The organism is Bradyrhizobium sp., assembly GCF_016213215.1.
In the GTDB taxonomy this organism is placed as follows: Bacteria; Pseudomonadota; Alphaproteobacteria; order Rhizobiales; family Xanthobacteraceae; genus Bradyrhizobium.
Map to the genome: position 1 here is coordinate 52,580 of NZ_JACRAW010000097.1, position 21,531 is coordinate 74,110.

21 protein-coding genes are annotated in these 21,531 nt (G+C 63.0%); 19 read left to right on the forward strand and 2 right to left on the reverse strand.

Going from position 1 to position 21,531, the window contains the following annotated elements; genetic code table 11:
• Window positions 1-299 precede the first annotated feature (299 nt).
• The 4 genes from HY852_RS16325 to HY852_RS16340 are packed head-to-tail and all read left to right on the forward strand — an operon-like array spanning window position 300 to window position 5,396.
• Window positions 300-1,553: a sarcosine oxidase subunit beta family protein gene (locus HY852_RS16325; RefSeq protein ID WP_291605808.1), complete on the forward strand. Its 1,254-nt coding sequence runs from the start codon at window positions 300-302 to the stop codon at window positions 1,551-1,553.
• Window positions 1,554-1,562: 9 nt separating this feature from the next.
• Complete coding sequence (locus HY852_RS16330; RefSeq protein WP_291605809.1) at window positions 1,563-1,829, forward strand: sarcosine oxidase subunit delta; 267 nt, start codon at window positions 1,563-1,565, stop codon at window positions 1,827-1,829.
• Window positions 1,826-4,792: a sarcosine oxidase subunit alpha family protein gene (locus HY852_RS16335; protein WP_291605810.1), complete on the forward strand. Its 2,967-nt coding sequence runs from the start codon at window positions 1,826-1,828 to the stop codon at window positions 4,790-4,792. Before HY852_RS16330 ends, HY852_RS16335 begins: the two co-directional genes overlap by 4 nt.
• Complete coding sequence (locus HY852_RS16340; protein ID WP_291605811.1) at window positions 4,785-5,396, forward strand: sarcosine oxidase subunit gamma; 612 nt, start codon at window positions 4,785-4,787, stop codon at window positions 5,394-5,396. Before HY852_RS16335 ends, HY852_RS16340 begins: the two co-directional genes overlap by 8 nt.
• A gap of 45 nt (window positions 5,397-5,441) precedes the next feature.
• On the opposite strand, the gene HY852_RS16345 is transcribed toward HY852_RS16340, so the two are convergent.
• Together HY852_RS16345 and HY852_RS16350 are read right to left on the reverse strand one after the other, a co-directional pair.
• A complete protein-coding gene (locus HY852_RS16345) occupies window positions 5,442-6,098 on the reverse strand; it encodes an XRE family transcriptional regulator (RefSeq protein WP_291605812.1) in 657 nt (218 codons plus the stop codon).
• Complete coding sequence (locus HY852_RS16350) at window positions 6,095-7,147, reverse strand: GlxA family transcriptional regulator (RefSeq protein WP_291605813.1); 1,053 nt, start codon at window positions 7,145-7,147, stop codon at window positions 6,095-6,097. The genes HY852_RS16345 and HY852_RS16350 overlap by 4 nt, the downstream gene beginning before the upstream one ends.
• A 161-nt stretch (window positions 7,148-7,308) precedes the next feature.
• On the opposite strand from HY852_RS16350, the gene purU reads away from it, so the two are divergent.
• The 15 genes from purU to HY852_RS16425 all read left to right on the forward strand — a co-directional run bounded on the left by purU (window position 7,309) and on the right by HY852_RS16425 (window position 21,530).
• Window positions 7,309-8,196, forward strand: coding sequence for a formyltetrahydrofolate deformylase (gene purU / locus HY852_RS16355; protein ID WP_291605814.1), 888 nt, complete (start codon window positions 7,309-7,311; stop codon window positions 8,194-8,196).
• Window positions 8,197-8,331: 135 nt separating this feature from the next.
• A complete protein-coding gene (locus HY852_RS16360) occupies window positions 8,332-9,498 on the forward strand; it encodes a transporter substrate-binding domain-containing protein (protein WP_291605815.1) in 1,167 nt (388 codons plus the stop codon).
• 21 nt (window positions 9,499-9,519) lie between these two features.
• Window positions 9,520-10,128, forward strand: coding sequence for an ANTAR domain-containing response regulator (locus HY852_RS16365; RefSeq protein WP_291605816.1), 609 nt, complete (start codon window positions 9,520-9,522; stop codon window positions 10,126-10,128).
• A gap of 248 nt (window positions 10,129-10,376) precedes the next feature.
• Window positions 10,377-11,633, forward strand: a complete 1,257-nt coding sequence (locus HY852_RS16370) for an ABC transporter substrate-binding protein (protein ID WP_291605817.1) — start codon at window positions 10,377-10,379, stop codon at window positions 11,631-11,633.
• Between the two features lie 74 nt (window positions 11,634-11,707).
• On the forward strand, window positions 11,708-12,601 hold the full coding sequence (gene urtB / locus HY852_RS16375) for an urea ABC transporter permease subunit UrtB (RefSeq protein ID WP_291605818.1): 894 nt from the start codon (window positions 11,708-11,710) through the stop codon (window positions 12,599-12,601).
• A 1-nt stretch (window position 12,602) separates the two neighbouring features.
• Window positions 12,603-13,751 (forward strand): urea ABC transporter permease subunit UrtC, encoded by a 1,149-nt coding sequence (gene urtC / locus HY852_RS16380; RefSeq protein ID WP_291605819.1) that lies wholly within the window; start codon window positions 12,603-12,605, stop codon window positions 13,749-13,751.
• Window positions 13,752-13,755: 4 nt separating this feature from the next.
• Complete coding sequence (gene urtD / locus HY852_RS16385) at window positions 13,756-14,502, forward strand: urea ABC transporter ATP-binding protein UrtD (protein ID WP_291605820.1); 747 nt, start codon at window positions 13,756-13,758, stop codon at window positions 14,500-14,502.
• The gene (gene urtE, locus HY852_RS16390) at window positions 14,502-15,197 is read left to right on the forward strand and encodes an urea ABC transporter ATP-binding subunit UrtE (protein ID WP_291605821.1); all 696 of its coding nucleotides are present in this window, start codon (window positions 14,502-14,504) and stop codon (window positions 15,195-15,197) included. Before urtD ends, urtE begins: the two co-directional genes overlap by 1 nt.
• Window positions 15,198-15,281: 84 nt before the next feature.
• Window positions 15,282-16,319, forward strand: coding sequence for an aliphatic amidase (locus tag HY852_RS16395; RefSeq protein ID WP_291605822.1), 1,038 nt, complete (start codon window positions 15,282-15,284; stop codon window positions 16,317-16,319).
• 82 nt (window positions 16,320-16,401) lie between these two features.
• Window positions 16,402-16,935: an urease accessory protein UreE gene (gene ureE / locus HY852_RS16400; protein ID WP_291605823.1), complete on the forward strand. Its 534-nt coding sequence runs from the start codon at window positions 16,402-16,404 to the stop codon at window positions 16,933-16,935.
• Window positions 16,936-16,937: 2 nt separating this feature from the next.
• Window positions 16,938-17,609: an urease accessory protein UreF gene (locus tag HY852_RS16405; protein WP_291605824.1), complete on the forward strand. Its 672-nt coding sequence runs from the start codon at window positions 16,938-16,940 to the stop codon at window positions 17,607-17,609.
• A gap of 11 nt (window positions 17,610-17,620) precedes the next feature.
• Window positions 17,621-18,316, forward strand: a complete 696-nt coding sequence (locus tag HY852_RS16410; protein ID WP_291605825.1) for an urease subunit gamma — start codon at window positions 17,621-17,623, stop codon at window positions 18,314-18,316.
• 32 nt (window positions 18,317-18,348) lie between these two features.
• Window positions 18,349-20,058 carry an urease subunit alpha gene (gene ureC / locus HY852_RS16415; protein ID WP_291605826.1) on the forward strand — a complete coding sequence of 570 codons (1,710 nt, stop codon included), beginning with the start codon at window positions 18,349-18,351 and terminating at the stop codon, window positions 20,056-20,058.
• A 4-nt stretch (window positions 20,059-20,062) separates the two neighbouring features.
• The gene (ureG, locus tag HY852_RS16420; RefSeq protein WP_291605827.1) at window positions 20,063-20,716 is read left to right on the forward strand and encodes an urease accessory protein UreG; all 654 of its coding nucleotides are present in this window, start codon (window positions 20,063-20,065) and stop codon (window positions 20,714-20,716) included.
• The gene (locus HY852_RS16425) at window positions 20,682-21,530 is read left to right on the forward strand and encodes an urease accessory protein UreD (RefSeq protein ID WP_291605828.1); all 849 of its coding nucleotides are present in this window, start codon (window positions 20,682-20,684) and stop codon (window positions 21,528-21,530) included. The genes ureG and HY852_RS16425 overlap by 35 nt, the downstream gene beginning before the upstream one ends.
• Window position 21,531: the final 1 nt, after the last annotated feature.

A 21,531-nucleotide genomic window follows, 5' to 3' on the forward strand; every position in this document is an offset into this window, starting at 1 on the left:
GCACTTGGTTCGCGGGAAACACTAAGTGGAGCCTCGGCCAAAAATCAATCAAGGAGAATAAAAGTTTCCTAAGAGGAAAGATTTCTGAACCAGATGGCCCTGCCAGCGCGAGTTCCCGCAACTGAGGCGCCCTTGTTGCAGAGGGTGCCAGGTCGACATTGGCCGAAGCAAGATCCGTTCCTTTGGTCGCGCAGAGGCAGGTTCTTGTCTCTTTCGGCAAAGAAGCTGTACCGCCGCCAGCGCACGCTCGATGGCCTGCATGGCCGGGTGCGGGCCATAGGCTAGGACGGGATCGACGCATGACGCGCTTTTCACTGCTTGCCCTCGCGAGAGAGGCGCTGGGCGGACATCGCGGTTGGCAGCCGCACTGGCGCGATGCGACGCCGCGGGACTTCTATGAGGTGGTCATCGTCGGAGGCGGTGGCCATGGGCTGGCCACGGCGTACTACCTGGCGAAGGAGTTCGGAATTACCAACGTTGCCGTGCTCGAGAAGGGATGGATCGGCAACGGCAACGTCGGCCGCAACACGACCATTATCCGCTCGAACTACCTGCTGCCGGGAAATGTGCCTTTCTACGAGCTGTCGATGAAGCTGTGGGAAGGTCTCGAGCAGGACTTCAATTATAACGCGATGGTCAGTCAGCGCGGCGTGCTGAACCTTTTTCACTCCGATCCGCAGCGGGACGCCTACGCAAGGCGTGGCAACTCCATGCGCCTGCATGGCGTCGACGCCGAACTACTCGACCGTGACGGCGTCCGGGCGATTGCGCCGTTCCTCAACTTTGATGATGCACGCTTTCCCATTCAGGGAGGTCTGCTGCAACCGCGCGGCGGGACTGCGCGACACGATGCCGTGGCATGGGGATATAGCCGCGGCGCTTCGCTCCGCGGCGTCGACATCATCCAGAATTGCGAGGTCACCGGCTTAGATGTCGTCCAGGGGCGTGTCATCGGGGTCCAGACGAGCCGCGGGCCGATCCGCGCGGGGAAGGTGGCGATGGCTGTCGCGGGCTCGACCTCGCGGGTCGCGAAGATGGCCGGGCTTACGCTTCCGATCGAGAGTCACGTCATCCAGGCTTTTGTGTCTGAGGGCATCAAGCCCTTGATCCCCGGCGTGATCACCTTCGGCGCCGGTCATTTCTACATCAGTCAATCGGACAAGGGTGGGCTCGTCTTCGGCGGCGACGTTGACGGCTACAACACCTACGCGCAGCGGGGAAACCTGCCGGTTGTCGAGGACGTGTGCGAAGGCGGCATGGCCCTGATGCCGATGATCGGGCGCGTTCGGGTGCTGCGCAATTGGGGCGGCCTCCTGGACATGTCCATGGACGGCTCGCCGATCATCGATCGCAGCCCGATCGACGGCCTCTATCTCAACTGCGGCTGGTGCTACGGCGGCTTCAAGGCGACACCCGGCTCGGGGTTCTGCTTCGCGCATCTGATCGCGAAGGATGCGCCGCATCCGGTAGCGGCCGCCTATCGCCTGGATCGTTATGCGACCGGTGCGCTGATCGACGAAAAGGGCGTGGGTGCCCATCCTAACCTGCACTGAGGCGATCCCATGCGTATCCCGTGCCCCTATTGCGGCTCGCGAGACCTCTCCGAATTCGTTTACCACGGCGACGCCGCGCCGAAGCGCCCCGATCCCGCGGCGGAGAACGCATCGGAGCTGTTCTACACTTACGTATATCTGCGCGAGAACCCGGCCGGGCCGCTACGCGAGCTATGGTATCACGCCAGCGGATGCCGGTCCTGGCTGATCGTGACCCGCGACACGCGCACGCATGACATTGCAGGTGCCGTACTCGCGATGGAGAGCGCATCATGACCCGACTTGGGAGCGGCGGCCTGATCGATCGTAGCCAACAGTTGAGGTTCACCTTCGACGGCAAGTCCTACGCCGGCCATGCCGGCGACACGCTTGCTTCCGCACTTGTCGCGAATGACGTGAAGCTGGTCGGCCGCTCGTTCAAGTACCATCGTCCGCGCGGCATCCTCACGGCCGGCGCCGAGGAGCCGAACGCGCTGGTCGAACTCGGCACCGGAACTCGGCGCGAGCCGAACACGCGGGCGACGACGGTCGAGCTCTTCGACGGCCTGGTCGCGTCGAGCCAGAACCGCTGGCCGACGCTGGCACTCGACCTGCTGTCGCTCAACCAGCTGCTCTCACCGTTTTTTGTTGGCGGCTTCTACTACAAGACGTTCATGTGGCCGGCTTCCTTCTGGGAGAAGGTCTATGAGCCGCTGATCCGGCGCGCGGCGGGCCTTGGTCGCGCCAGCGGCTTGCCCGACCCCGACGCCTATGAAAAGGCCACCGCCTTCTGCGATGTGCTCGTGATCGGCTCAGGTCCTGCGGGTCTGATGGCGGCGCGCACGGCGGCGCGGGCCGGGGCGCGCGTGATCCTGTGCGAAGATGACTTCCGCCTTGGTGGTCGGCTCCTTGCCGAGCGCGTCGAAGTCGAGGGCCGTCCGGGCGCCGAATTCGCAAGGTCAGTGGAGGACGAGTTGGCCGCGATGCCGGAGGTTCGCATCTTCAGGCGAACCCAGGTGTTCGGTACGTATGACGGCGGAACGTACGGAGCGCTCGAGCGGGTTGCCGACCATCTTCTGGCGCCGCCACCGGGCGTACCCCGCCAGCGGCTTTGGCACATTGTCGCCAGGCGGTGCGTCAATGCGATGGGCGCGGTTGAGCGGCCGATCGCGTTCGCCGACAACGACCGACCGGGTGTCATGCTCGCGGCGGCGGTCAGGACATATGTGAATCGTTTCGCCGCGTTACCTGCGCGCCGAGCGGTGGTGTTCACGACGACCGACGACGGATGGCGGACGGCGCAGGATCTGATCGCGGCCGGCGCTGAGGTCAGCGCTGTCGTCGACCCTCGGCGCGAAGTGCCGGATTCCATTATGGCGCCGCTCGCGCGCTCAGGCGCACGCCTGCTCAGGGCTGCGAAGGTCACGAGGGCGATTGGTGGATCGTCAGGCGTGAAGGCAGTCGAGGTCGCGCAGGGCGGCTCCCTCCTCAGGATCGAGGCGGACGGTCTGGCCGTATCGGGCGGCTGGAATCCGCAAGTCGGCCTGACCACGCACAAAGGCAGCCGCGCACGCTGGTCGCCTGAACTCTCCACTTTCGTGCCCGGGTCGCTTCCTGAGGGGATGCGCGTAGCGGGCGCCGTTTCAGGCGACTACGGACTGTCTGCGTGCCTGCGCGCAGGGCACGATGCTGGATCCGCCGCAGCGCAGGACTGCGGCTTTGCGGCCGCTTCACCGGATGTGCCGCGTGCAGAGGACGAGCCGATCGCCGTCGCGCCGCTCTGGCACGTGACCGGCGGGCGCGGGAAGTCGTTTGTCGACCAGCAGAACGATGTCACGGTCAAGGACGTCGAGATCGCATGGCGTGAAGGGTTCCGCGCGGTCGAACATCTCAAGCGATACACGACTCTCGGGATGGCGACGGACCAGGGCAAGACGAGCAATGTCGTCGGCCACGCGATCATGGCCGAACTGACCGGTCGGCCGATGGAAGATGTTGGGACGACGGTCACGCGCCCACCGCATCTGCCCGTCGCCATCGGCGCTTTTGCCGGCCGCCATCGCGGACGGCATTTCAAGCCGACACGGTACGTGTCGGGGCACGATTGGGCCCTGCGCCATGGCGCGACCATGGTCGATGCAGGTCAGTGGCTCCGGCCGCAATGGTTCTCGGCACCGGGCGAGACGGACTGGCTCACCAGCGTCATCCGCGAGGTGAAGACGACCCGTTTGGCGGTCGGCGTTTGCGACGTCTCCACTCTCGGCAAGATCGATATCAAGGGCAAGGACGCCGGCGTCTTTCTTGATCGCGTCTACATCAACAGGTTCTCGACTCTGCCCGTCGGCAAGGCCCGGTACGGGATCATGCTGCGCGAGGACGGGTTTGTCATGGACGACGGCACCACGGCGCGCCTCGGACCCATGCACTATGTGATGTCGACCACGACGGCGAATGCCGGGAAGGTCATGCAGCATCTTGAGTTCTACCACCAAGTCGTGTGGCCTGAGCTCGATATCGCGATGGTCTCGGTCACCGAACACTGGGCACAATATGCGGTCGCCGGGCCACGGTCCCGCGAGGTCATCCAGGCGATCTACGGCACGGCGGCGGACGTCTCCAACGGTTCCTTCCCGTATCTCGCCTGCCGCGAAATCATGCTTGGCGAGATCCCGACGCGGCTGTTTCGGTTATCGTTCTCGGGCGAAATGGCGTTCGAAATTGCCATTCCAGCACGCTATGGCGAGAGCCTGCTTGGGGAGCTGTTGCGCGAAGCGGTCGGGCGCGGTGGCTGCGCCTATGGCACCGAGGCGCTCGGCGTCATGCGTGTAGAGAAGGGCCACGTGGCAGGCAACGAATTGAACGGTCAGACCGTCGTCAGGGATCTTGGCCTCGGACGAATGGCCTCTTCCGAAAAGGACTATGTCGGGCGGATCATGGCCGGGCGGCCGGCACTTGTTGCTTCCGATCGACCGACCCTTGTCGGTGTGCAGCCCGTGGATTCCAAGCAACGCTTGCGCGCCGGAGCTCACGTGCTGGCGCTCGGCGCGGCCACGACGGCAGAGAACGACGTGGGCTATGTCACTTCGGTTGTCTATTCGCCCACCGTCGGATCCTGGATCGGGCTGGCGCTGGTGAAGGGCGGGACGGCGCAGGTCGGCACGCGCATGCGGGCTTACGATCCTGTCCGGAACGGCGACATTGAAGTCAACCTCGTCTCGCCCATATTCGTCGATCCGAAGGGAGAGCGTCTCCATGGTTGAGCGTGGTCCGCTGGTGCTGAGGCCGGCAAGTGCCATTCCTGAATTGTGTGGGTCGGTGGAGCTATCCCGCGCCTGGGTACTCGCGTGCGAGCGGCATCCGCAATTGGCAACCGTCATCGCTTACAAGGGGCGGCGCGCGGATGTCGCGGCCCGGTTGAAAGACCGCTATGCCCTGTCATTGCCGGATGGCCCGCGGCGCGCGACGAGGGGCGCCTCGGCGCTGATCGGTCTCGGCCCGAGATCATGGCTGTTTCAGCGCGAAACTGGTCCGGCGCTGGAGCCCGAGCTGTCCGAAGTGCTTGGGGATGCCGCCGCAGTAACCAATCAGTCCGACGGCTATGTGGTGTTCAGGCTGACCGGTCCGCGCGTGCGGGATGTTCTGGCGAAGGGCATCTCGATTGATCTTCATGACCGGGTATTCGTTCCGGGATGCTCGGTCGGGACCACTTGCGCGCACATTGGCGTCATTCTCTGGAGGTTAGAGGACGCAAACGACGTTTCGGTCTTCGAGCTCGCGGTATTCCGAAGCCTGGCGCGCAGCCTCTGGCATTTCATCGAAGAGAGTGCGGCCGAGTTCGGGCTTGCCGTCACCCCGGCGTGCTGACGGTGATGGCCCAGGCAAACTTGGCGGCCTCCGTGCTGCGCCGGGCTAGGGCGCCTGACTGCGGCGATAGCAGATGATGGAGAGATAGCGCGCCGGCAGCCGCACGAGCTGCTCGGGGCCATGAGGCGTATCGGCATCGAAGAACAGGCTGTCGCCGGGGCGCATCCGGTAAAGCAGGTTGGCGTGGCGATAGACCACTTCGCCGGACAGCATGTAGAGAAACTCGAGGCCTTCGTGCTGGAAGGTCGGAAAGACGTCCGACTCCGCCGTCAGCGTAATCAGGTACGGCTCGACCATCACCCCACTGCTGTTGTTGTCGATGTGCCCGAGCAGGTTGTAGTGGTGTCCGGCGCGGGTACCGCGTCGCTCGATGGGCAGTCCCTCGCCCGATTTGACGTAACTTGCACTGCGCCGCTCCTCGAAGCTGCGAAACAGGGTGGTGAGAGGGATCCCGAGCGCGCCCGACAGCGCCTGCAGCGAAGCGAGTGACGCCGAGATGTTGCCGTTCTCGATCTTGGACAGCATGCCTGGTGAGATGCCGGTCGCGTTGGAAAGGTCGCTGACTGTGAGGCCGAGCTTCTTGCGCAAAGTACGAACCTCGTGTCCGATCGCAAGCTCGAGATTATTCTCGCGGGACTCGCGAATGGCATGAGGGTCCTGTGCCAGCCGAACAGCCTGCTCGTCCTGGGATTTCTTGCTCATGCCATCTCTCCTTTCTTCAAGGAATTCGCGTCATCTCGACCAGATGAGTGAGTGCCGCTGCGATAGCCGGCGCGGTTCTGCCGCTCCTGGCGCGGGCTGATCCCGAACTGAGTTTTGTAGGCTCGCGAAAAATGGCTGGCGCTGACAAACCCGGACGCAAGTGCAACTTCGAGCACGGGCAAGGTCGATTGGCGCAGCAGCTGGCGCGCATGGTCAAGACGGATCGCGAAAAGATGGCGCTCCAACGTGGTCCCGAGCTGGCTGAGAAAAAGCCTTTGGAGATGCCGCGTCGAAATTCCGACCGCCTGCGCGAGGGTCGTTGCATCGATCGGCTCGGTATAGCGGCGCTGCAACAGGGCAAGCGCTGCCGCCAGAGGGGCGCTGTGAACGTTGAACCGGGCAGGGGGCTCCATTCGCTGCGAACCGTCGCCGGTCCGTACCGACGTTTGAAGAAACCACTCGCTGACGCGTCGGGCAAGCTCGGCGCCAAAATCGGCCTCGATCAGCGCGTGCATCAGGTCGAGCGAAGCAATGCCGCCGGCGCAGGACAGGCGGTCGCGATCGATCTCGAACAACGTGGGCCGCACGTCGATTTCCGCAAATGCCTCGCGAAAGGCGGCGACATGCTCCCAATGGATGGTGCAGCGGTAACCGGCCATGAGACCGGCGCGGGCCAATATCCACGTCCCGCCGGAGACGCCGCCCATGCGGGTGCCTCGCCGAGCCTGTCGGCGAAGCCAGGCGAACGTTGCCTCATCGACGAAGGTCGCCGGATTTCCGCCCGCGCAGACGAAAACGTCGTCGAAGCGTCGGCGATCCGCGCCCGCGGCCGAAAGGGCGAGATCCGGCGCCAGCCGGGCTCCGCTTGAGGTGGCTGCGCCGGCAGCCTTCGGCGCGACAATGGACCAGCTGTAGAGCTGGCGCCCTGTGATCACGTTCGCTGCACGCAGCGGCTCGACCGCGGCTGCAAAGGACATCAGCGAGAAATTCTCAATCAGCAGAAAGCCGATGCGCCGCACCGGCCTTCCTCCAACGTCGCCCAGGGGCATGTTCTAGTCTCTTTCAGAAAAGAACGCCGGTCCCGGCTAGCACACGCTCGGTCAGTTGCATAGTCGGTCTGTGCGTCGTCTGAAGGGCTACGAGAATAGATGATCAGGTGTTGTTCACTTCAAATCGCCGCCAGTGAAATCCTTGCGATAGGGGCTGTTCAATGAGCCAATCGCAGTCGGGTAACCAGCCGCATACGCAATTCGTCCTGACCTTGTCGTGTCCCGACCGCCCCGGCATCGTCGCCGGTGTGACCGCGTTTCTGCTCGAGCAAGGTCAGACCATCATGGATGCCCAGCAGTTCAACGATGCCGAAACGAGCCACTTCTTCATGCGGGTTCTGTTCGGACCTGCTACGGCCGAAGTTCCGCTCGGCAAGCTTTCGGACGGATTTGCCGCCGTCGCAAAACGCTACGACCTGACCTGGCAATTGCGCGACCGTTCGGAAAAGCGGAGTGTCATGCTGCTGGTCTCCAAATTCGACCACTGCCTGGCCGACATTCTTTATCGCTGGCGGATCGGAGAGCTGCGCATGAAGCCAACCGCCATCGTCGCCAATCATCCGCGCGAGGTCTTTGACGGGATGGATTTTGGCGATGTGCCGTTTCATTACATGCCGGTGACCCGCGATACGAAGGCGCAACAGGAAGCACACATTCTGAAGTTGATCGAAGATACCGGAACGGAGCTCGTCGTTCTGGCACGCTACATGCAGATCCTGTCCGATTGGATGTCACGGCAGTTGGTCGGGAGGTGCATCAATATCCACCATTCGTTCCTGCCGGGCTTCAAGGGCGCCAAGCCTTATCACCAGGCCCATGAGCGCGGTGTCAAACTGATCGGGGCCACCGCCCATTACGTCACCGCGGATCTCGATGAAGGGCCCATTATTGACCAGGACGTCGAGCGCATCAGCCATCGGGATGCGGCGGATGACCTCGTGAGGAAAGGGCGCGACATCGAGCGGCGGGTGCTGGCTCGCGCGCTGCGCTATCACCTTGAGGATCGGGTAATCCTCAATGGAAGGAAGACGGTGGTGTTCACCGACTGATACGACTTGGCGAGTCGCGCCAAAGCCAGGTAGAGCGGTAGCGGTCGGAGCGGGTTGGCGCGGAGCTGGTGCCTAGAGAATGCGCGCTCGAAGGCCTTGAGATGATTATCGAGGATGTTCTAGTGTCCTGCGGCTATGGTGGTGTCGGACGACAATTCAGGGGACTGGCGCGTCGGTGTCCTCTTTTCGCAGACGGGGGTCACGTCCGCGATCGAGCGAACGCAACTTAACGCGACGCTGCTCGCGATCGAGGAGATCAATGCGAACGGCGGCGTGCTCGGCCGGCGCATCGAGCCGGTGATGTATGATCCGGCGTCCGATCATAAGAAGTTTCGCGCCTTTGCCGAGCGGCTGCTGCAGGTCGACCGGGTCAGGCTGCTGTTCGGCTGCTACATGTCGAGCACGCGCAAGGCCGTGTTGCCGGTTGTGGAGGCCCATCGCGGACTGCTGTTCTATCCGACTCTCTACGAAGGGTTCGAATATTCCCGACAGTGCATCTATACTGGCGCTGCTCCCAATCAGAATTCGCTGCAGCTTGCGAAATTTCTGCTCTCGGCCTGCGGAAACCGGTTTCTGTTCGTCGGCTCGAACTACATTTACCCTTACGAATCCAACCGCTTGATGGCGGATTTCGTGAGCCAGGATAAGGGCAAGGTGCTCGACGAGATCTACGTCCCGCTCTATCCGGATGAAAAGGATTTCGACAAGGTCATCAACCGGATCAAGAAGACCTCGCCGGACGTGATCTTTTCAACCGTGGTGGGCAGTGGTACTGCGGCGCTCTACAAGGCATATCGCGCCGCCGGCTTTGATCCTACGCGGATGCCGATCGCGAGTCTGACGACGAGTGAAGCGGAAGTGGCCGAAATGGGCGCGGAAGCTGCCGAAGGGCATATCACGGCAGCGCCGTTTTTCGAGACGCTGTCATCCGTCGCCGCGCGGCGCTTCGTCGGCAGTTTCAAGAACAAGTACGGCGCAGATGCGCCGGTCACGGCTGCAGCCGAGGCCGCTTACTTCCAGGTTCATTTGGCGATGCGGGCGGTCGCGAAATGTGGCTCCGACGATCCCGACCTGGTGCTTGTCAACGTGAGGGACTCCGAGTTCGACGCGCCGCAGGGGCGGGTGAGAATCGACTCCGAGAACAATCACACTTACCTTTGGCCGCGCATCGCCCGCGTCGACCGAGCGGGCCGCTTCCAGATCGTCTGGAACCCCGGCGTCCGGGTGAAGCCTGATCCCTACTGTGTCGTCCAGAGCCTGGACGACTGGTCAGTGGATGAGCTGCCGCTGCTCAGATCTTGAGCAGCGGAACGGAGCGGGACCGTGGCAATCCAGATCCTTCGTGACTTGCGTGGTCTGCGGGTTCACGTCGTGCATCCGCCGGACACCGAGCGCACCAAACTCGTCGAGCATCTGCGCCGTATCGGCTGCATGGTGGAGACGCAATGGCCGGTCCCGGATGGCTGGGCCGAAGGCGCCGACATCGTGTTCCTGTCGATCGAGCATGATGTGCGCGCCGAAATCCAGCGATTGCTCAAATCGGACGGTGGACAGAGGCCAACCTTGATCGCAGTGGTCAGCTACGAAGACCCGACCACCTTGCAATTTGTTCTCGAAGCAGGCGCGATGGCGGTCATCGAGCGCCCCATTCGTCCGTTCGGTCTGTTGACCAACCTGACGATTGCGCGCAGCCACTGGCTCGAGCGGCGCGAGGCCGAGAAGCGGCTTCGCAAGCTCGAACGCAAGCTCGCCGGCATCCAAAGAATACAGAAGGCAAAGGCCATCTTGATGGATGGTCAAGGATTGAGCGAAGCGGAAGCCTACGAAAGCATCAGACGTCAGGCGATGTCGAAGCGTCTGTCGATGGATGAAATGGCTGCTGCAATCATCCACGCAAATGAGTTGTTGCAATACCGGCCGAAAGGTGATTAGTTTTTTCAAGTCGCCGGACAAAAGACGTCTCGCGATTTTCGCCGGACCATCAATGTTGCTGGTTTGGCTTCGGCTAGGTAGCCCGAGAGGTCCGTGAGGATCTGTCGGGCTTTTTTGTTTTCTGGATCGTGCATCACCGCCGACGCGCTCGCGTTTTCGGAGGCCCGATCTGATCTGGAATTTTTTGGCGCGAAACAACGTGCTTCGGCGCGAACGGCTAAGTGTGTCTGGACACAGGGAGACTCTATATGGCGGTCGATAGACGCAGGTTTATCAAGAATGGTCTGCTTGCAGGCGGTGCATTGATCACCTCGCCTTACGTATTCAGTAAGGGGGCGCTTGCAGCAGGCGAAATCAAGGTCGGTGTTCTCTTCTCGCTCACGGGCGGTCTCTCGATCATCGAGAAGTCGCTGCATGATGCCACCATGATGGCGATCAGCGAGATCAACGCCAAAGGCGGCGTCAAGGGAATGAAGATTACCGCGGTTGCCGAAGACGGTGCTTCCGACCCGAAGACCTACAACGAGAAGGCTTCCAAGCTCGTTATCCAGGACAAGGTCCCGACGGTGTTCGGATCCTACACCTCGGCCAGCCGCAAGGCCGTGCTGCCGGTGTTCGAGAAGCGCAATAACTTATACTTCTATCCCACGTATTACGAAGGCTTCGAGTGCTCGAAGAACGTGGTCTACACCGGCGCCGTTCCGAACCAGCAGCTTTCCAACTTCATCCCGTGGATCATCAAGACCCTCGGCAAGAAGAAGTTCTTCATTGTCGGATCGAATTACATCTATCCGCGCGAGATGGCGAAAGTCTCCAAGATCCTGATCGAGAAAAACGGCGGCCAATGGATCGCCGACGAGTATCTCGAACTCGGCCACTCCGAATGGGGTTCGATGGTCAACAAGATCAAGAGCTCCGGCTGCGACGTGGTGCTGTCCAACGTGGTCGGCGACTCCGTCGTCGCCTTCTATCGCGAGTACAAGAACCAGGGTCTCAGCCACGACAAGCTGCCGATCTGCGCGACGGTGACTTCGGAAATCGAAATTGCGGCGATGGGCGCTGAATACGCCGTTGGCAGCTTCACCTCGTTCCCGTACTTCCAGGCGATCGACACCGATCGCAACAAGGCCTTCGTCGAGCGCTATCGCGCCTTCGTCAAGGATCCGAAGGCGGTGACGCACCACGCGCTCGAGTCTTCCTACTTCCAGGTCTATCTGTGGAAGCAGGCGGTTGAGAAGGCAGCGGAGATCACGCCCGCAGCGATCCGCGAAGCGGTGAAGGGTCAGGAGTTCGATGCGCCAAACGGCCATGTGAAGATCGAGCCCGAGAACCTGCACACCTGGATGACGCCGCGCATCGCGCAGTGGCAGGCGGACGGACAGGGCAAGATCATCGACGCCTACAAGGAGCCGATCTTCCCGCTGCCTTACGTTGCCTACGGCGAGACCCCGACCAACCTGTTCTGCACCGGCAAGGGTCTCGACTCCAGCAAGCTCAAGACCTGATCGTCGAAAACCAGATCTTGGAAAACCAGCATCCACCGCGCTCCACGCGCGGTGGATGACAGGACCTCAAAGCCATGCTCGAAGTACTGTTCATCGGTCTTTCTCTCGGATCGATTCTGCTGCTGGTCGCGCTAGGCCTTGCGATCACCTACGGCGCGATGGGCGTGATTAACATGGCCCATGGCGAAATGGTCATGGTCGGCGCCTATGTGACCGTGCTGTCCGGCATCTATCTCGGCGCCAACGTCTTCATCGCCATCCCGCTCGCTTTCATCGTCACGGCCCTGCTCGGGCTGTTGATCGAGCGCGTGGTGGTGCGGCGGCTCTATGGCCGCCTGCTTGATACGCTGCTGGCGACCTGGGGCATTGCGATCCTGATCCAGCAGGCAGTGCGTCTGGAATTCGGCCTGTCCTTCTTCGGCATTCACATCGCGGGACTCGGCCCCGGTCTGCAGAACGTTTCAGTCCCCGAAATTCTGCAGGGCACGCTCTCGATCGGCGCCGCCGAGATCAATCGCTACCGTGCCTTCATCATCATCGTCACCGCCATCCTTGCGGTCCTCACCTGGCTCATCATCTATCGCACCTCGATCGGCATGCAGGTGCGCGCGATCATCCGCAATCCGAAGATGGCGGCGGCGTGCGGCATTGACGTGACGCGCGTCAACGCGCTGACCTTCGCTTTCGGCTCGGGGCTTGCGGGCGTCGCCGGCGTCATGATGTCCGGCTTCAAGACGGTCTTCCCCGACATGGGCACGTCGATGGTGGTCGATGGCTTCCTCGTGGTCGTGATGGGCGGCGTCGGCAGCCTGCTCGGTTCGGTGCTCTCGGCGGGCATCCTCGGCGAGATCAACGGCCTGGTGGCGGCCGCCACCAACGACATCCTGGCGCGCGCGGTCGTGTTCGGCGTCGTGATCGCCATCATCGTCCTCAAGCCGAAGGGCCTGTTCGCCCTGAAAGGACGCTGAGATGCTGTCGAAGCAGAAGATCGACTGGGCGATTTATGCGGCCTTCGTGATTTTGATCATGCTCGCGCCGCTGGCTATGGATACGTTCTGGCTCAACCGCGTCGCCAAGTATCTCGTGTACGGCATGCTCGGCACCGCGGTGGCGCTGTCGTGGGGCTATGCCGGCATTCTCAACCTGGGGCAGGGGCTGTTCTTCGGCGCTGGCGCCTACATGCTCGCGATGTCGCTGAAGCTTGCCTCCACGACAAGCCTGCAGCAAGGTTCGGACAAGCCGGTGCCCGACTTCATGCTCTGGAACGCCGAGCCCGGCGCGCCGACCGAGCTGTGCTGCATCACCAAGGCCTCGTTCCTCTGGTTGCCGTTCCAGAGCCAGTGGTTCGGCGTCGCCATGGGGCTGATCCTGCCGGTGCTGCTCGCGACCGTGCTCGGCACCATCGTATTCCGCAAGCGCATCGCGGGCGTCTTCGTATCCATCATCACGCTGGCACTGGTGCTGCTAGTCCGGCTCGTCGTCATCGACTCGCAGCCGGTCACCAATGGCTTCAACGGCCTGACCGACCTCGGCTGGTTTAACGTCTTCGGCCTCGAATTCGATCCGTACGTGACCGCGACCTACTACCTGGTCGCGGTGTCGCTCAGCCTGGTGCTGGTCGGTGTCCGCCTGTTGGTGGAGACCCGGGCCGGCATCGTGCTGCAGGCGGTTCGCGACGACCAGAACCGCGCACGCTATCTCGGCTTCGACGTTCCGGCCTACCAGACCTTCTTCTTCGCGGTTTCGGCGGCGATTGCCGGCGTTGCCGGTATGCTCTACGTGATCGTTTCCGAGTTCGCTTCCCCGACCTTCATGGACCTGAGCTTCTCAATCACGATGGTGGTGTGGGCCGCGGTCGGCGGGCGTTCATCGGTCCTCGGTGCCTGCATCGGGGCGATTCTCATCAACGTGATCTCGGCGACGGTCTCGGAGACCGAGGGCTTTGCCGAAGCCTGGAAGGCCATCATCGGCCTGATCTTCGTGCTGGTCGTGCTCTATCTGCCGCGCGGCCTGGCAGGCCTGGCCCATGACTTCGTCGATCGCTTCGTGGCGCGCAAGTCGAGCCCGTCGGGTCAGACGATCGGCGTGACCGGTGCGTCTTCGCAGGCTGCGGAGTAGGGCGATGACTAGTCTGGTTGCACTTACCATCGATGGCCTCGGCGTCGATTTCGAGGGTTTCAAGGCAGTCAACCAGGTTTCCATGACCGTCGACGACGGCGAGCTGCGGGTGTTGCTGGGCGCAAACGGCGCGGGCAAGACCACGTTGATGGACCTGATCTCCGGCAAGACCAGGTCGACCGAAGGCCGTGTCTTCGTGCACGACACCGAGATCACCAACTGGGAGGAGCACAAGATCGCGCGCGCCGGCATCGGGCGCAAGTTCCAGATCCCGAGCGTGTTCAAGGAGCTCACGGTCCGCCGCAATCTCGAGGTCGCGAGCTGCAAGAATCCCGGCGTGTTCGCCAATCTCGGTTTCGGCTTCAGCGCGAAGGAGAACGTCGACGAGGTGCTCGAGCTGATCGGCCTGACCGAAGAAGCCAACCAGGTCGCGGCCTATCTCAGCCACGGTCAGACCCAGTGGCTCGAGCTCGGGCTCCTGATCACGCAGAACCCGAAGATCATCCTGCTCGATGAGCCGACCGCCGGCATGACGCAGGCGGAGACGCACAAGACCTCGCAGATCGTCAACAACCTCAAGGGCCGACACACCATCGTCGTGGTCGAGCACGACATGGCTTTCGTGCGCGAGATCGCCGAACGGATCACGGTCCTGCATCTCGGTCAGGTGCTGGCCGAGGGCAATGTCGAGGAGATCGAAACCAACCCGAAGGTACGTGAAGCCTACCTCGGCTCGAAGGGGATCTCCTGATGCTGGTCCTCAATCACGTCGACAGTTTCTACGACCGCAGCCACATCCTGCACGACGTCTCGCTCGATATCCCCGAAGGCAAGGTGACGGCGGTCCTGGGGCGCAACGGCACCGGCAAGACCACGCTGCTCAAGACCCTGATGGGGCTCACTGATCGGATGAACGGCGAGATCCGCCTCGGCGAGGCCGACCTCGGCAATCAGCCGACCTTTCGCCGTGCCCGCGCCGGGATTGCCTATGTGCCGCAGGGTCGCGAGATCATCCCGGACTTTACCATCCGCGATAACATCCTGATGGGATCGTTCGCTCGCAGCGATGGCAAGCGCGAGATCCCCAAGCTCGTCAGCGAGCTGTTTCCCTATCTGATGAACAATCTCGATCGCAACGGCGGCGTGTTGTCGGGCGGCCAGCAGCAGCAGCTCGCGATCGCGCGAGCGCTGGCCGCCGATCCCAAGATCATTCTGCTCGACGAGCCGAACGAAGGCATCCAGCCTTCGATCGTCGAGGAGATCGAAACCGTCATCATGCGCTTGAACCGGGAGGTCGGACTTACGGTCGTCCTGGTCGAGCAGAACGTTTCGTTTGCGCGCCAGGCCGCGCACCGCTTCGCCATGATGGAGAAGGGGCGCGTGGTGGCTGCGGGCGAGATCGGAAATCTCACCGATGAGATGGTCCATCGTCACATGGCGGTGTGAAGCAAGGCGTCGGCGAGCAGGCAAGACGGAGCCTCGCCAGGCTCCAGGAATGGGTTGTGACGAGCAAGCTGCAAGGAGAACGACATGCTGCACGGAGATATTTCCTCGAGCAATGACACGGTCGGCGTTGCCGTCGTGAACTACAAGATGCCCCGCCTTCACACCAAGGCAGAGGTTCTCGACAATGCCCGCAAGATCGCCGACATGATCGTCGGCATGAAGACGGGTCTGCCTGGCATGGACCTGGTGATCTTCCCGGAATATTCGACCCACGGCATCATGTACGATTCCAAGGAGATGTACGAGACCGCCTCCACCTGTCCGGGCGATGAAACCGAGATCTTTGCGGAGGCCTGCCGCAAGGCCAAGGTGTGGGGCGTATTCTCGCTCACCGGCGAGCGGCACGAAGAACATCCGAAGAAAGCGCCCTATAACACGCTCATTCTGATGAACGACAAGGGCGAGATCGTGCAGAAGTACCGCAAGATCATGCCCTGGGTTCCGATCGAGGGCTGGTATCCCGGCAACTGCACCTACGTCTCCGAGGGGCCGAAGGGCCTGAAGGTTTCGCTCATCATCTGCGACGACGGCAACTATCCCGAGATCTGGCGCGACTGTGCCATGAAGGGCGCCGAGCTGATCGTACGCTGCCAAGGCTACATGTATCCGGCCAAGGAACAGCAGGTAGTCATGGCCAAGGCGATGGCCTGGGCTAACAACGTCTATGTGGCGGTTGCCAACGCGTCCGGATTCGACGGCGTCTACTCCTATTTCGGCCATTCGGCGATCGTCGGCTTCGACGGCCGCACGCTCGGCGAATGCGGCGAGGAGGACTACGGCGTGCAATACGCGCAGCTGTCCAAGACACTGATCCGCGATGCGCGCAAGAACGGCCAGTCGCAGAACCATCTCTTCAAGCTGCTGCATCGCGGCTACACCGGAAAGATCAACTCGGGCGAAGGTGACCGGGGCGTCGCGGCCTGCCCGTACGAGTTCTATGCCAAGTGGGTGGCGGATCCCGAGGGCACGCGCGAGATGGTCGAGTCGTTCACGCGTTCGACCGTCGGCACCGAGGAATGCCCGATTGAGGGCATTCCCAACAAGAAGCTCGCTCATCGCTGAGCATTGACGAGGCGGCTGGCGACGGCGGGCCGAGTAGCCGCCGTTGCCATGGCCGCGTATTCAACTTGAGGAGGGAAATTCGATGCTGCGCATCGAGCGCGTGCTGGGAAGCCGGCTGGAACCGGCGCTTTCCGAAGAACTTCACCGGCTCGAGCATCGCGGCGCGGTCGACTTCGTCAATGTACCCGTCGCAGATCTGGCCCGGCGTCGGCTTCTCATCACCACTCGTGGTGGCGAGGAGCTGGCGATCGCCCTGCCGCGGAATCAGAAGCTGTTCGACGGCGCGGTGCTGTTATTGGACGATGCCCGTGCGATCGTGGTACGGGCTGCCACGCAGCGCTGGCTGCGGCTGGAGCCGCGCTCGATCAGCGATGCGATCGAGCTGGGCTATCACGTCGGCAATCTGCACTGGCGCGTCCGCTTCGGCGGCGAAGTGTTGTTCGTCGCGCTTGAGGGGCGACCGGAAGACTATACAGCGCGGCTGGAAGGCCTGATCGCGTCGCGTCGTGTCGGCGTCAGCATTTTCGATGAGGAAACAGCGGATGCCGAGAGCGGCCTGCCGCCCGACGACGGCCTTTCGTCGCCGCACCCGCATCATCACGATCCCAGCCATTAGCCATGTTGCCCACGCTGCGCGCACTTTGGCAGGCTGATGGAGCGTTTCCGAGCGGCTCATTTGCCTTCTCGTACGGCGTCGAAGGCGCGATTGCGCTGCGCCAGGGCATGCGGCCGGCCGAATTCGCGCAGCTCATAGCGGCGATCATCCGCCATCGCTGGGCAGCCTATGACCGGGTCGCGCTGCTGCGCGCGTTCCGCGCCCGGGGCGATCTCGGCGAAATCGCCGCCATTGACCACGAGGTCGAGGCGTCGACGCTCGTTGAGGCCCTGCGCAGCGGCTCGCGCCGCAACGGCGCGTCCTTCCTCGCTTCCCATGCACGGCTCGGCGATGAACTCGCCCGCGCTTTGCGCGATGCGGTGCGCGGTGGCGAATGCCTAGGCCACATCGCGGTCATGCAGGGAGCGGTGTGGTCGGCGGTGGGGCTCGACGAGAAGCTGGCGCAGTTGACGTCTGGCTACACCGTAGCGTCCGCACTGATCACGGCCGCGATCCGCCTCGGTGCGATCGGCGCGCTGCAGGGCCAGGCCGTGCTCAGGGACTGCCTGCCGCTGATCGAGCAGATCGCTGCAGAGCCGGCGCCCGATGGCGCCGAGCTGGAGAGTTTCGTCCCGTTTCTTGATATCGCCTCGGCGCGCCATGAGCAGGCCGATCTGAGGCTGTTTGCCAATTGAGGTGATCCGCCATGCTCTTGACACCGACCGAGCTCGAACGATTGACGATCTTCAATGCGGCGGAACTGGCCCGCCGCCGCCGCGCCAGGGGATTGAAGCTGAACTATCCCGAAGCGGTCGCTATCATTACCGACGATATCCTGGAGGGGGCGCGAGACGGACGCACCGTCGCTGACCTGATCGGATTTGGCTCGACCATTCTGACGACCGAGGACGTGCTGCCAGGCATCGCGGCCATGATGCACATCATCCAGGTCGAATGCGCGTTTCCGGACGGGACCAAGCTCGTTACCGTACACGAGCCGATCCGCCCTGCATCCGGCGCTGCCGCCGATACCGAGCATCCGGGCCGCATCGAGGCCAGGGAAGGCCGCATCGAGCTCAATGCCGGCCGCCGCACCATCAAGCTCACCGCCGTCAACACTGGCGACCGGCCGATCCAGATCGGCTCGCACTTCCATTTCTTCGAGGTCAACAAGGCGTTGGAGTTCGACCGCTCGGCTGCCTTCAACATGCGGCTGGACATCCCGGCGGGCACCGCGGTGCGTTTCGAACCCGGTGCGTCGAAGGAAGTCGCGCTGGTCGAATTCGGCGGGCGCGGCGAGCTCACCGGGCTCAACAATCTCACCAACGGAATGGCCAACGATCCGCGCGTGCGCGAAGCGGCGCTGGCGCGCGCCAAGGCCCGTGACTTCCGCGGCGTCTGATGTGTCGGAATGTGATTTGAGGGGGAACTAAAGTGGCTGTTATCGATCGGCGTGACTACGCCGCCCTGTATGGACCGACGACGGGCGACTCCGTTCGCCTCGGGGATACCTCGCTGACGGCGGTCGTTGAGAAGGATCATGCGATCTACGGCGACGAATGCCTGCACGGCGGCGGCAAGACGCTCCGCGACGGCATCGGCATGGCCGGCATCACCAGCGCCGAAGGCGCGCTCGATTTCCTGCTGTGCAACGTGACGGTCATCGATCCCGTCATCGGCATCGTCAAAGGCGACCTTGGCATTCGCGACGGTCGCATCGTCGGCATCGGCAAGGCCGGCAATCCCGCGATCATGGACGGGGTCGATCCGCGTCTGATCGTATCCACCGGCACCACGGTGCGGGACTGTGAAGGGCTGATCGCAACACCCGGGGCCATCGACGTCCACGTCCACTTCGACAGCGCGGGCCTCGTCGAGCACGCGATAGCCAGCGGCATCACCACTATGATCGGCGGCTCGCTCGGGCCGATCACGGTGGGCATCGATTCTTCCGGTCCCTTCAACACCGGCAAAATGCTCCAGGCGGCCGAGCACTGGCCGATGAATTTTGGCTTCCTCGGGCGCGGCAATTCGCATCGCGCGCCCTCGATGGTCGAGCAGCTCGAGACCGGCGTCATGGGATTGAAGCTGCACGAGGACTGGGGCTCGATGCCGGCCGCGATCGATACCTGTCTACAGGTTGCCGACGAGTACGACTTCCAGGTCCAGATCCACACCGATACGCTGAACGAGTCCGGTTTTGTCGAAAACACGCTGGAGGCAATCGGCGGCCGGACCATTCACATGTACCACACCGAAGGCGCGGGCGGCGGCCATGCGCCGGACATCATCCGCGTGGCCGGCGAGATGCATTGCCTGCCATCGTCGACCAACCCGACCAATCCGTACACGGTCAATACGTTCGACGAACATCTCGACATGACCATGGTCTGTCATCACCTCAATCCGGCCATTCCGGAGGACGTCGCTTTTGCGGAGAGTCGGATCCGGGCGCAGACTATCGCCGCCGAAGACGTGATGCACGACATCGGCGCGATCTCCATGCTCGGTTCGGACAGCCAGGGCATGGGCCGCATCCATGAGGTGATCTGCCGGACATGGCAGCTCGCCTCCAAGATGAAGGACCAGCGGGGCGCACTGCCGGAAGAAAAGCCCGGCTTCGGCGACAACGCCCGAATCCGCCGCTATATCGCCAAGTACACCATCAATGCTGCCAAGACCTTCGGCATCGCCGATCATGTCGGCTCGCTTGAGGACGGCAAGATCGCCGACATCGTGGTGTGGCGGCCCGCGTTCTTCGGCATCAAGCCGGAGCTCGTCATCAAGGGCGGCTTCATCGCCTGGGGCGCAATGGGAGACAGTGCCGCCTCGCTGATGACCTGCGAGCCGATCCTGATGCGGCCGCAGTGGGGCGCCTTCGGCCGTGCGCCGGCGGCTCTGTCGGCCTGTTTCGTCCATCCGCTGGCGCTGGAAAAGAATCTCGGCGCGACGCTCGGCCTGTCGAAGCGGCTTCTCCCGGTGCGCAACACGCGCAAGCTTTCCAAGCGCGACATGCTCTGGAACAGCGCCTGCCCGAGGGTGACTGTCGATCCGGAGACCTTCAACGTCTACGTCGACGGCGCGCTCGCGACCTGCGAGCCGGCGCGCGAACTGCCATTGGCGCGGCGTTACATGCTGAGGTGAGGTGATGCTGGACCAGACGCACAGCGACCAGCCGGCGGGGCGCACAGGGCCGGCCGCGGCGCGAGTCGGCGTTGGCGGCCCGGTCGGCTCCGGCAAGACGGCGTTGATCGAGGCGCTGATCCCCGTGTTGCAGCGGCGCGGGATCGATCTTGCCGTGGTGACCAACGATCTCGTCACCAAGGAGGATGCCGAACGGTTGCGGCGGTCCGGGCTGATCGATCCGGCGCGGGTGTCTGCCGTGGAAGCCGGCGCCTGTCCGCACACGGTGATCCGTGAAGATCCGACGCTGAATATCGCGGCCGGCGACGATCTTGAAGCTCGGTTTCCCGGGCTCGAGCTCATCCTGTTCGAATCCGGCGGCGACAACCTGGCCTCGACCTTTTCGCTCGATCTTGTCGACTGGTGGATCTTCGTCGTCGACGTTGCCGGCGGCGACGACATCCCGCGCAAGAAGGGTCCGGGCCTGCTGCGCTGCGACCTTCTGGTCGTCAACAAAGTCGACCTTGCGCCTTACGTTGGCGTCAATCTCGACCGGATGATCGAGGAAGCGCGGCAGGTGAGGGGCGGGCGGCCGGTCATTGCCACCAATCTGCGTGGCGGCGTTGGTATAGAGGAGGTCGCCGATGCGATCTCTGCCGCTGTCCTCTTTCGCGTTTGATTCCGCCCGCGAGGCAGAAGCCCATCTGGTGGCTGAACTCGCCGGCGGCCGGACCATCCTGCGCCGCCAGCATGTCGGCTATCCCTTCCATATCACGCGCGGCTTCTACCTGGACCGCGCGCGCCCGGAGCTGCTGACCCTCTATCTGCAATCGGCCTCGGGCGGTCTTTATGCCGGTGATCAGCTAACCGTGGATGTTGCGGTGGGATCGAACGCCGCGCTGCACCTCACGACGCAGTCCGCGACCGTGGTGCATGATGGACAAAATGGCGCGTCTCAGCAGCGCTTGCGCGTCACGGTCGGGAGCGGCGCGTTTTGTGCGCTCTCGAGCGATCCCTACGTCCTGTTTCCGGGGGCCGATCTCAAGCTCGACACCATGGCGGTCGTGCCGGATGATGCCGTGCTGCTTCTCGTCGACGGCCTTGCCGTTCACGATCCTAGGCAATCGGGCCGCAGCTTCGCGCAGTTCTTCAGCCGCCAGCGCATCATGCGGCCCGATGGCAGGTTGTTGCTACAGGATTGCGGGCGCATCGCCGGCGATCAGTTGCGGACCGGCCCCTTATCCACGATGGCCGCTACGGCCACGGCACTTCTGATCGCGCCACCGGGCAGGCTGCCCGCTCTCGAGCCCCTGATGCAGGCGGTGGACCGGTGCGGCTGCGTTGCCGGTGCATCGGCAGCACCGAACCAGGCTGGCCTTGTCATGCGGATATTGGCGCCGGATGGCGGTGCGCTTGCGCGGGGAATCGAGGCGGCGTTTCACCTTGCCGGAAGCGCCGCACTGGGAACGGAACTGGCACGGCGACGCAAGTGAA

Coding starts and splice junctions, on each gene's coding strand:
- ureE (WP_291605823.1), top strand. CDS start 16,402: ATGCTGCGCATCGAGCGCGTGCTGGGAAGCCGGCTGGAACCGGCGCTT.
- HY852_RS16370 (WP_291605817.1), top strand. CDS start 10,377: ATGGCGGTCGATAGACGCAGGTTTATCAAGAATGGTCTGCTTGCAGGC.
- purU (WP_291605814.1), top strand. CDS start 7,309: ATGAGCCAATCGCAGTCGGGTAACCAGCCGCATACGCAATTCGTCCTG.
- HY852_RS16360 (WP_291605815.1), top strand. CDS start 8,332: ATGGTGGTGTCGGACGACAATTCAGGGGACTGGCGCGTCGGTGTCCTC.
- HY852_RS16330 (WP_291605809.1), top strand. CDS start 1,563: ATGCGTATCCCGTGCCCCTATTGCGGCTCGCGAGACCTCTCCGAATTC.
- HY852_RS16410 (WP_291605825.1), top strand. CDS start 17,621: ATGCTCTTGACACCGACCGAGCTCGAACGATTGACGATCTTCAATGCG.
- HY852_RS16405 (WP_291605824.1), top strand. CDS start 16,938: ATGTTGCCCACGCTGCGCGCACTTTGGCAGGCTGATGGAGCGTTTCCG.
- HY852_RS16395 (WP_291605822.1), top strand. CDS start 15,282: ATGCTGCACGGAGATATTTCCTCGAGCAATGACACGGTCGGCGTTGCC.
- HY852_RS16425 (WP_291605828.1), top strand. CDS start 20,682: ATGCGATCTCTGCCGCTGTCCTCTTTCGCGTTTGATTCCGCCCGCGAG.
- HY852_RS16335 (WP_291605810.1), top strand. CDS start 1,826: ATGACCCGACTTGGGAGCGGCGGCCTGATCGATCGTAGCCAACAGTTG.
- HY852_RS16340 (WP_291605811.1), top strand. CDS start 4,785: ATGGTTGAGCGTGGTCCGCTGGTGCTGAGGCCGGCAAGTGCCATTCCT.
- urtB (WP_291605818.1), top strand. CDS start 11,708: ATGCTCGAAGTACTGTTCATCGGTCTTTCTCTCGGATCGATTCTGCTG.
- HY852_RS16345 (WP_291605812.1), bottom strand. CDS start 6,098: ATGAGCAAGAAATCCCAGGACGAGCAGGCTGTTCGGCTGGCACAGGAC.
- HY852_RS16350 (WP_291605813.1), bottom strand. CDS start 7,147: ATGCCCCTGGGCGACGTTGGAGGAAGGCCGGTGCGGCGCATCGGCTTT.
- urtE (WP_291605821.1), top strand. CDS start 14,502: ATGCTGGTCCTCAATCACGTCGACAGTTTCTACGACCGCAGCCACATC.
- HY852_RS16325 (WP_291605808.1), top strand. CDS start 300: ATGACGCGCTTTTCACTGCTTGCCCTCGCGAGAGAGGCGCTGGGCGGA.
- urtD (WP_291605820.1), top strand. CDS start 13,756: ATGACTAGTCTGGTTGCACTTACCATCGATGGCCTCGGCGTCGATTTC.
- ureG (WP_291605827.1), top strand. CDS start 20,063: ATGCTGGACCAGACGCACAGCGACCAGCCGGCGGGGCGCACAGGGCCG.
- urtC (WP_291605819.1), top strand. CDS start 12,603: ATGCTGTCGAAGCAGAAGATCGACTGGGCGATTTATGCGGCCTTCGTG.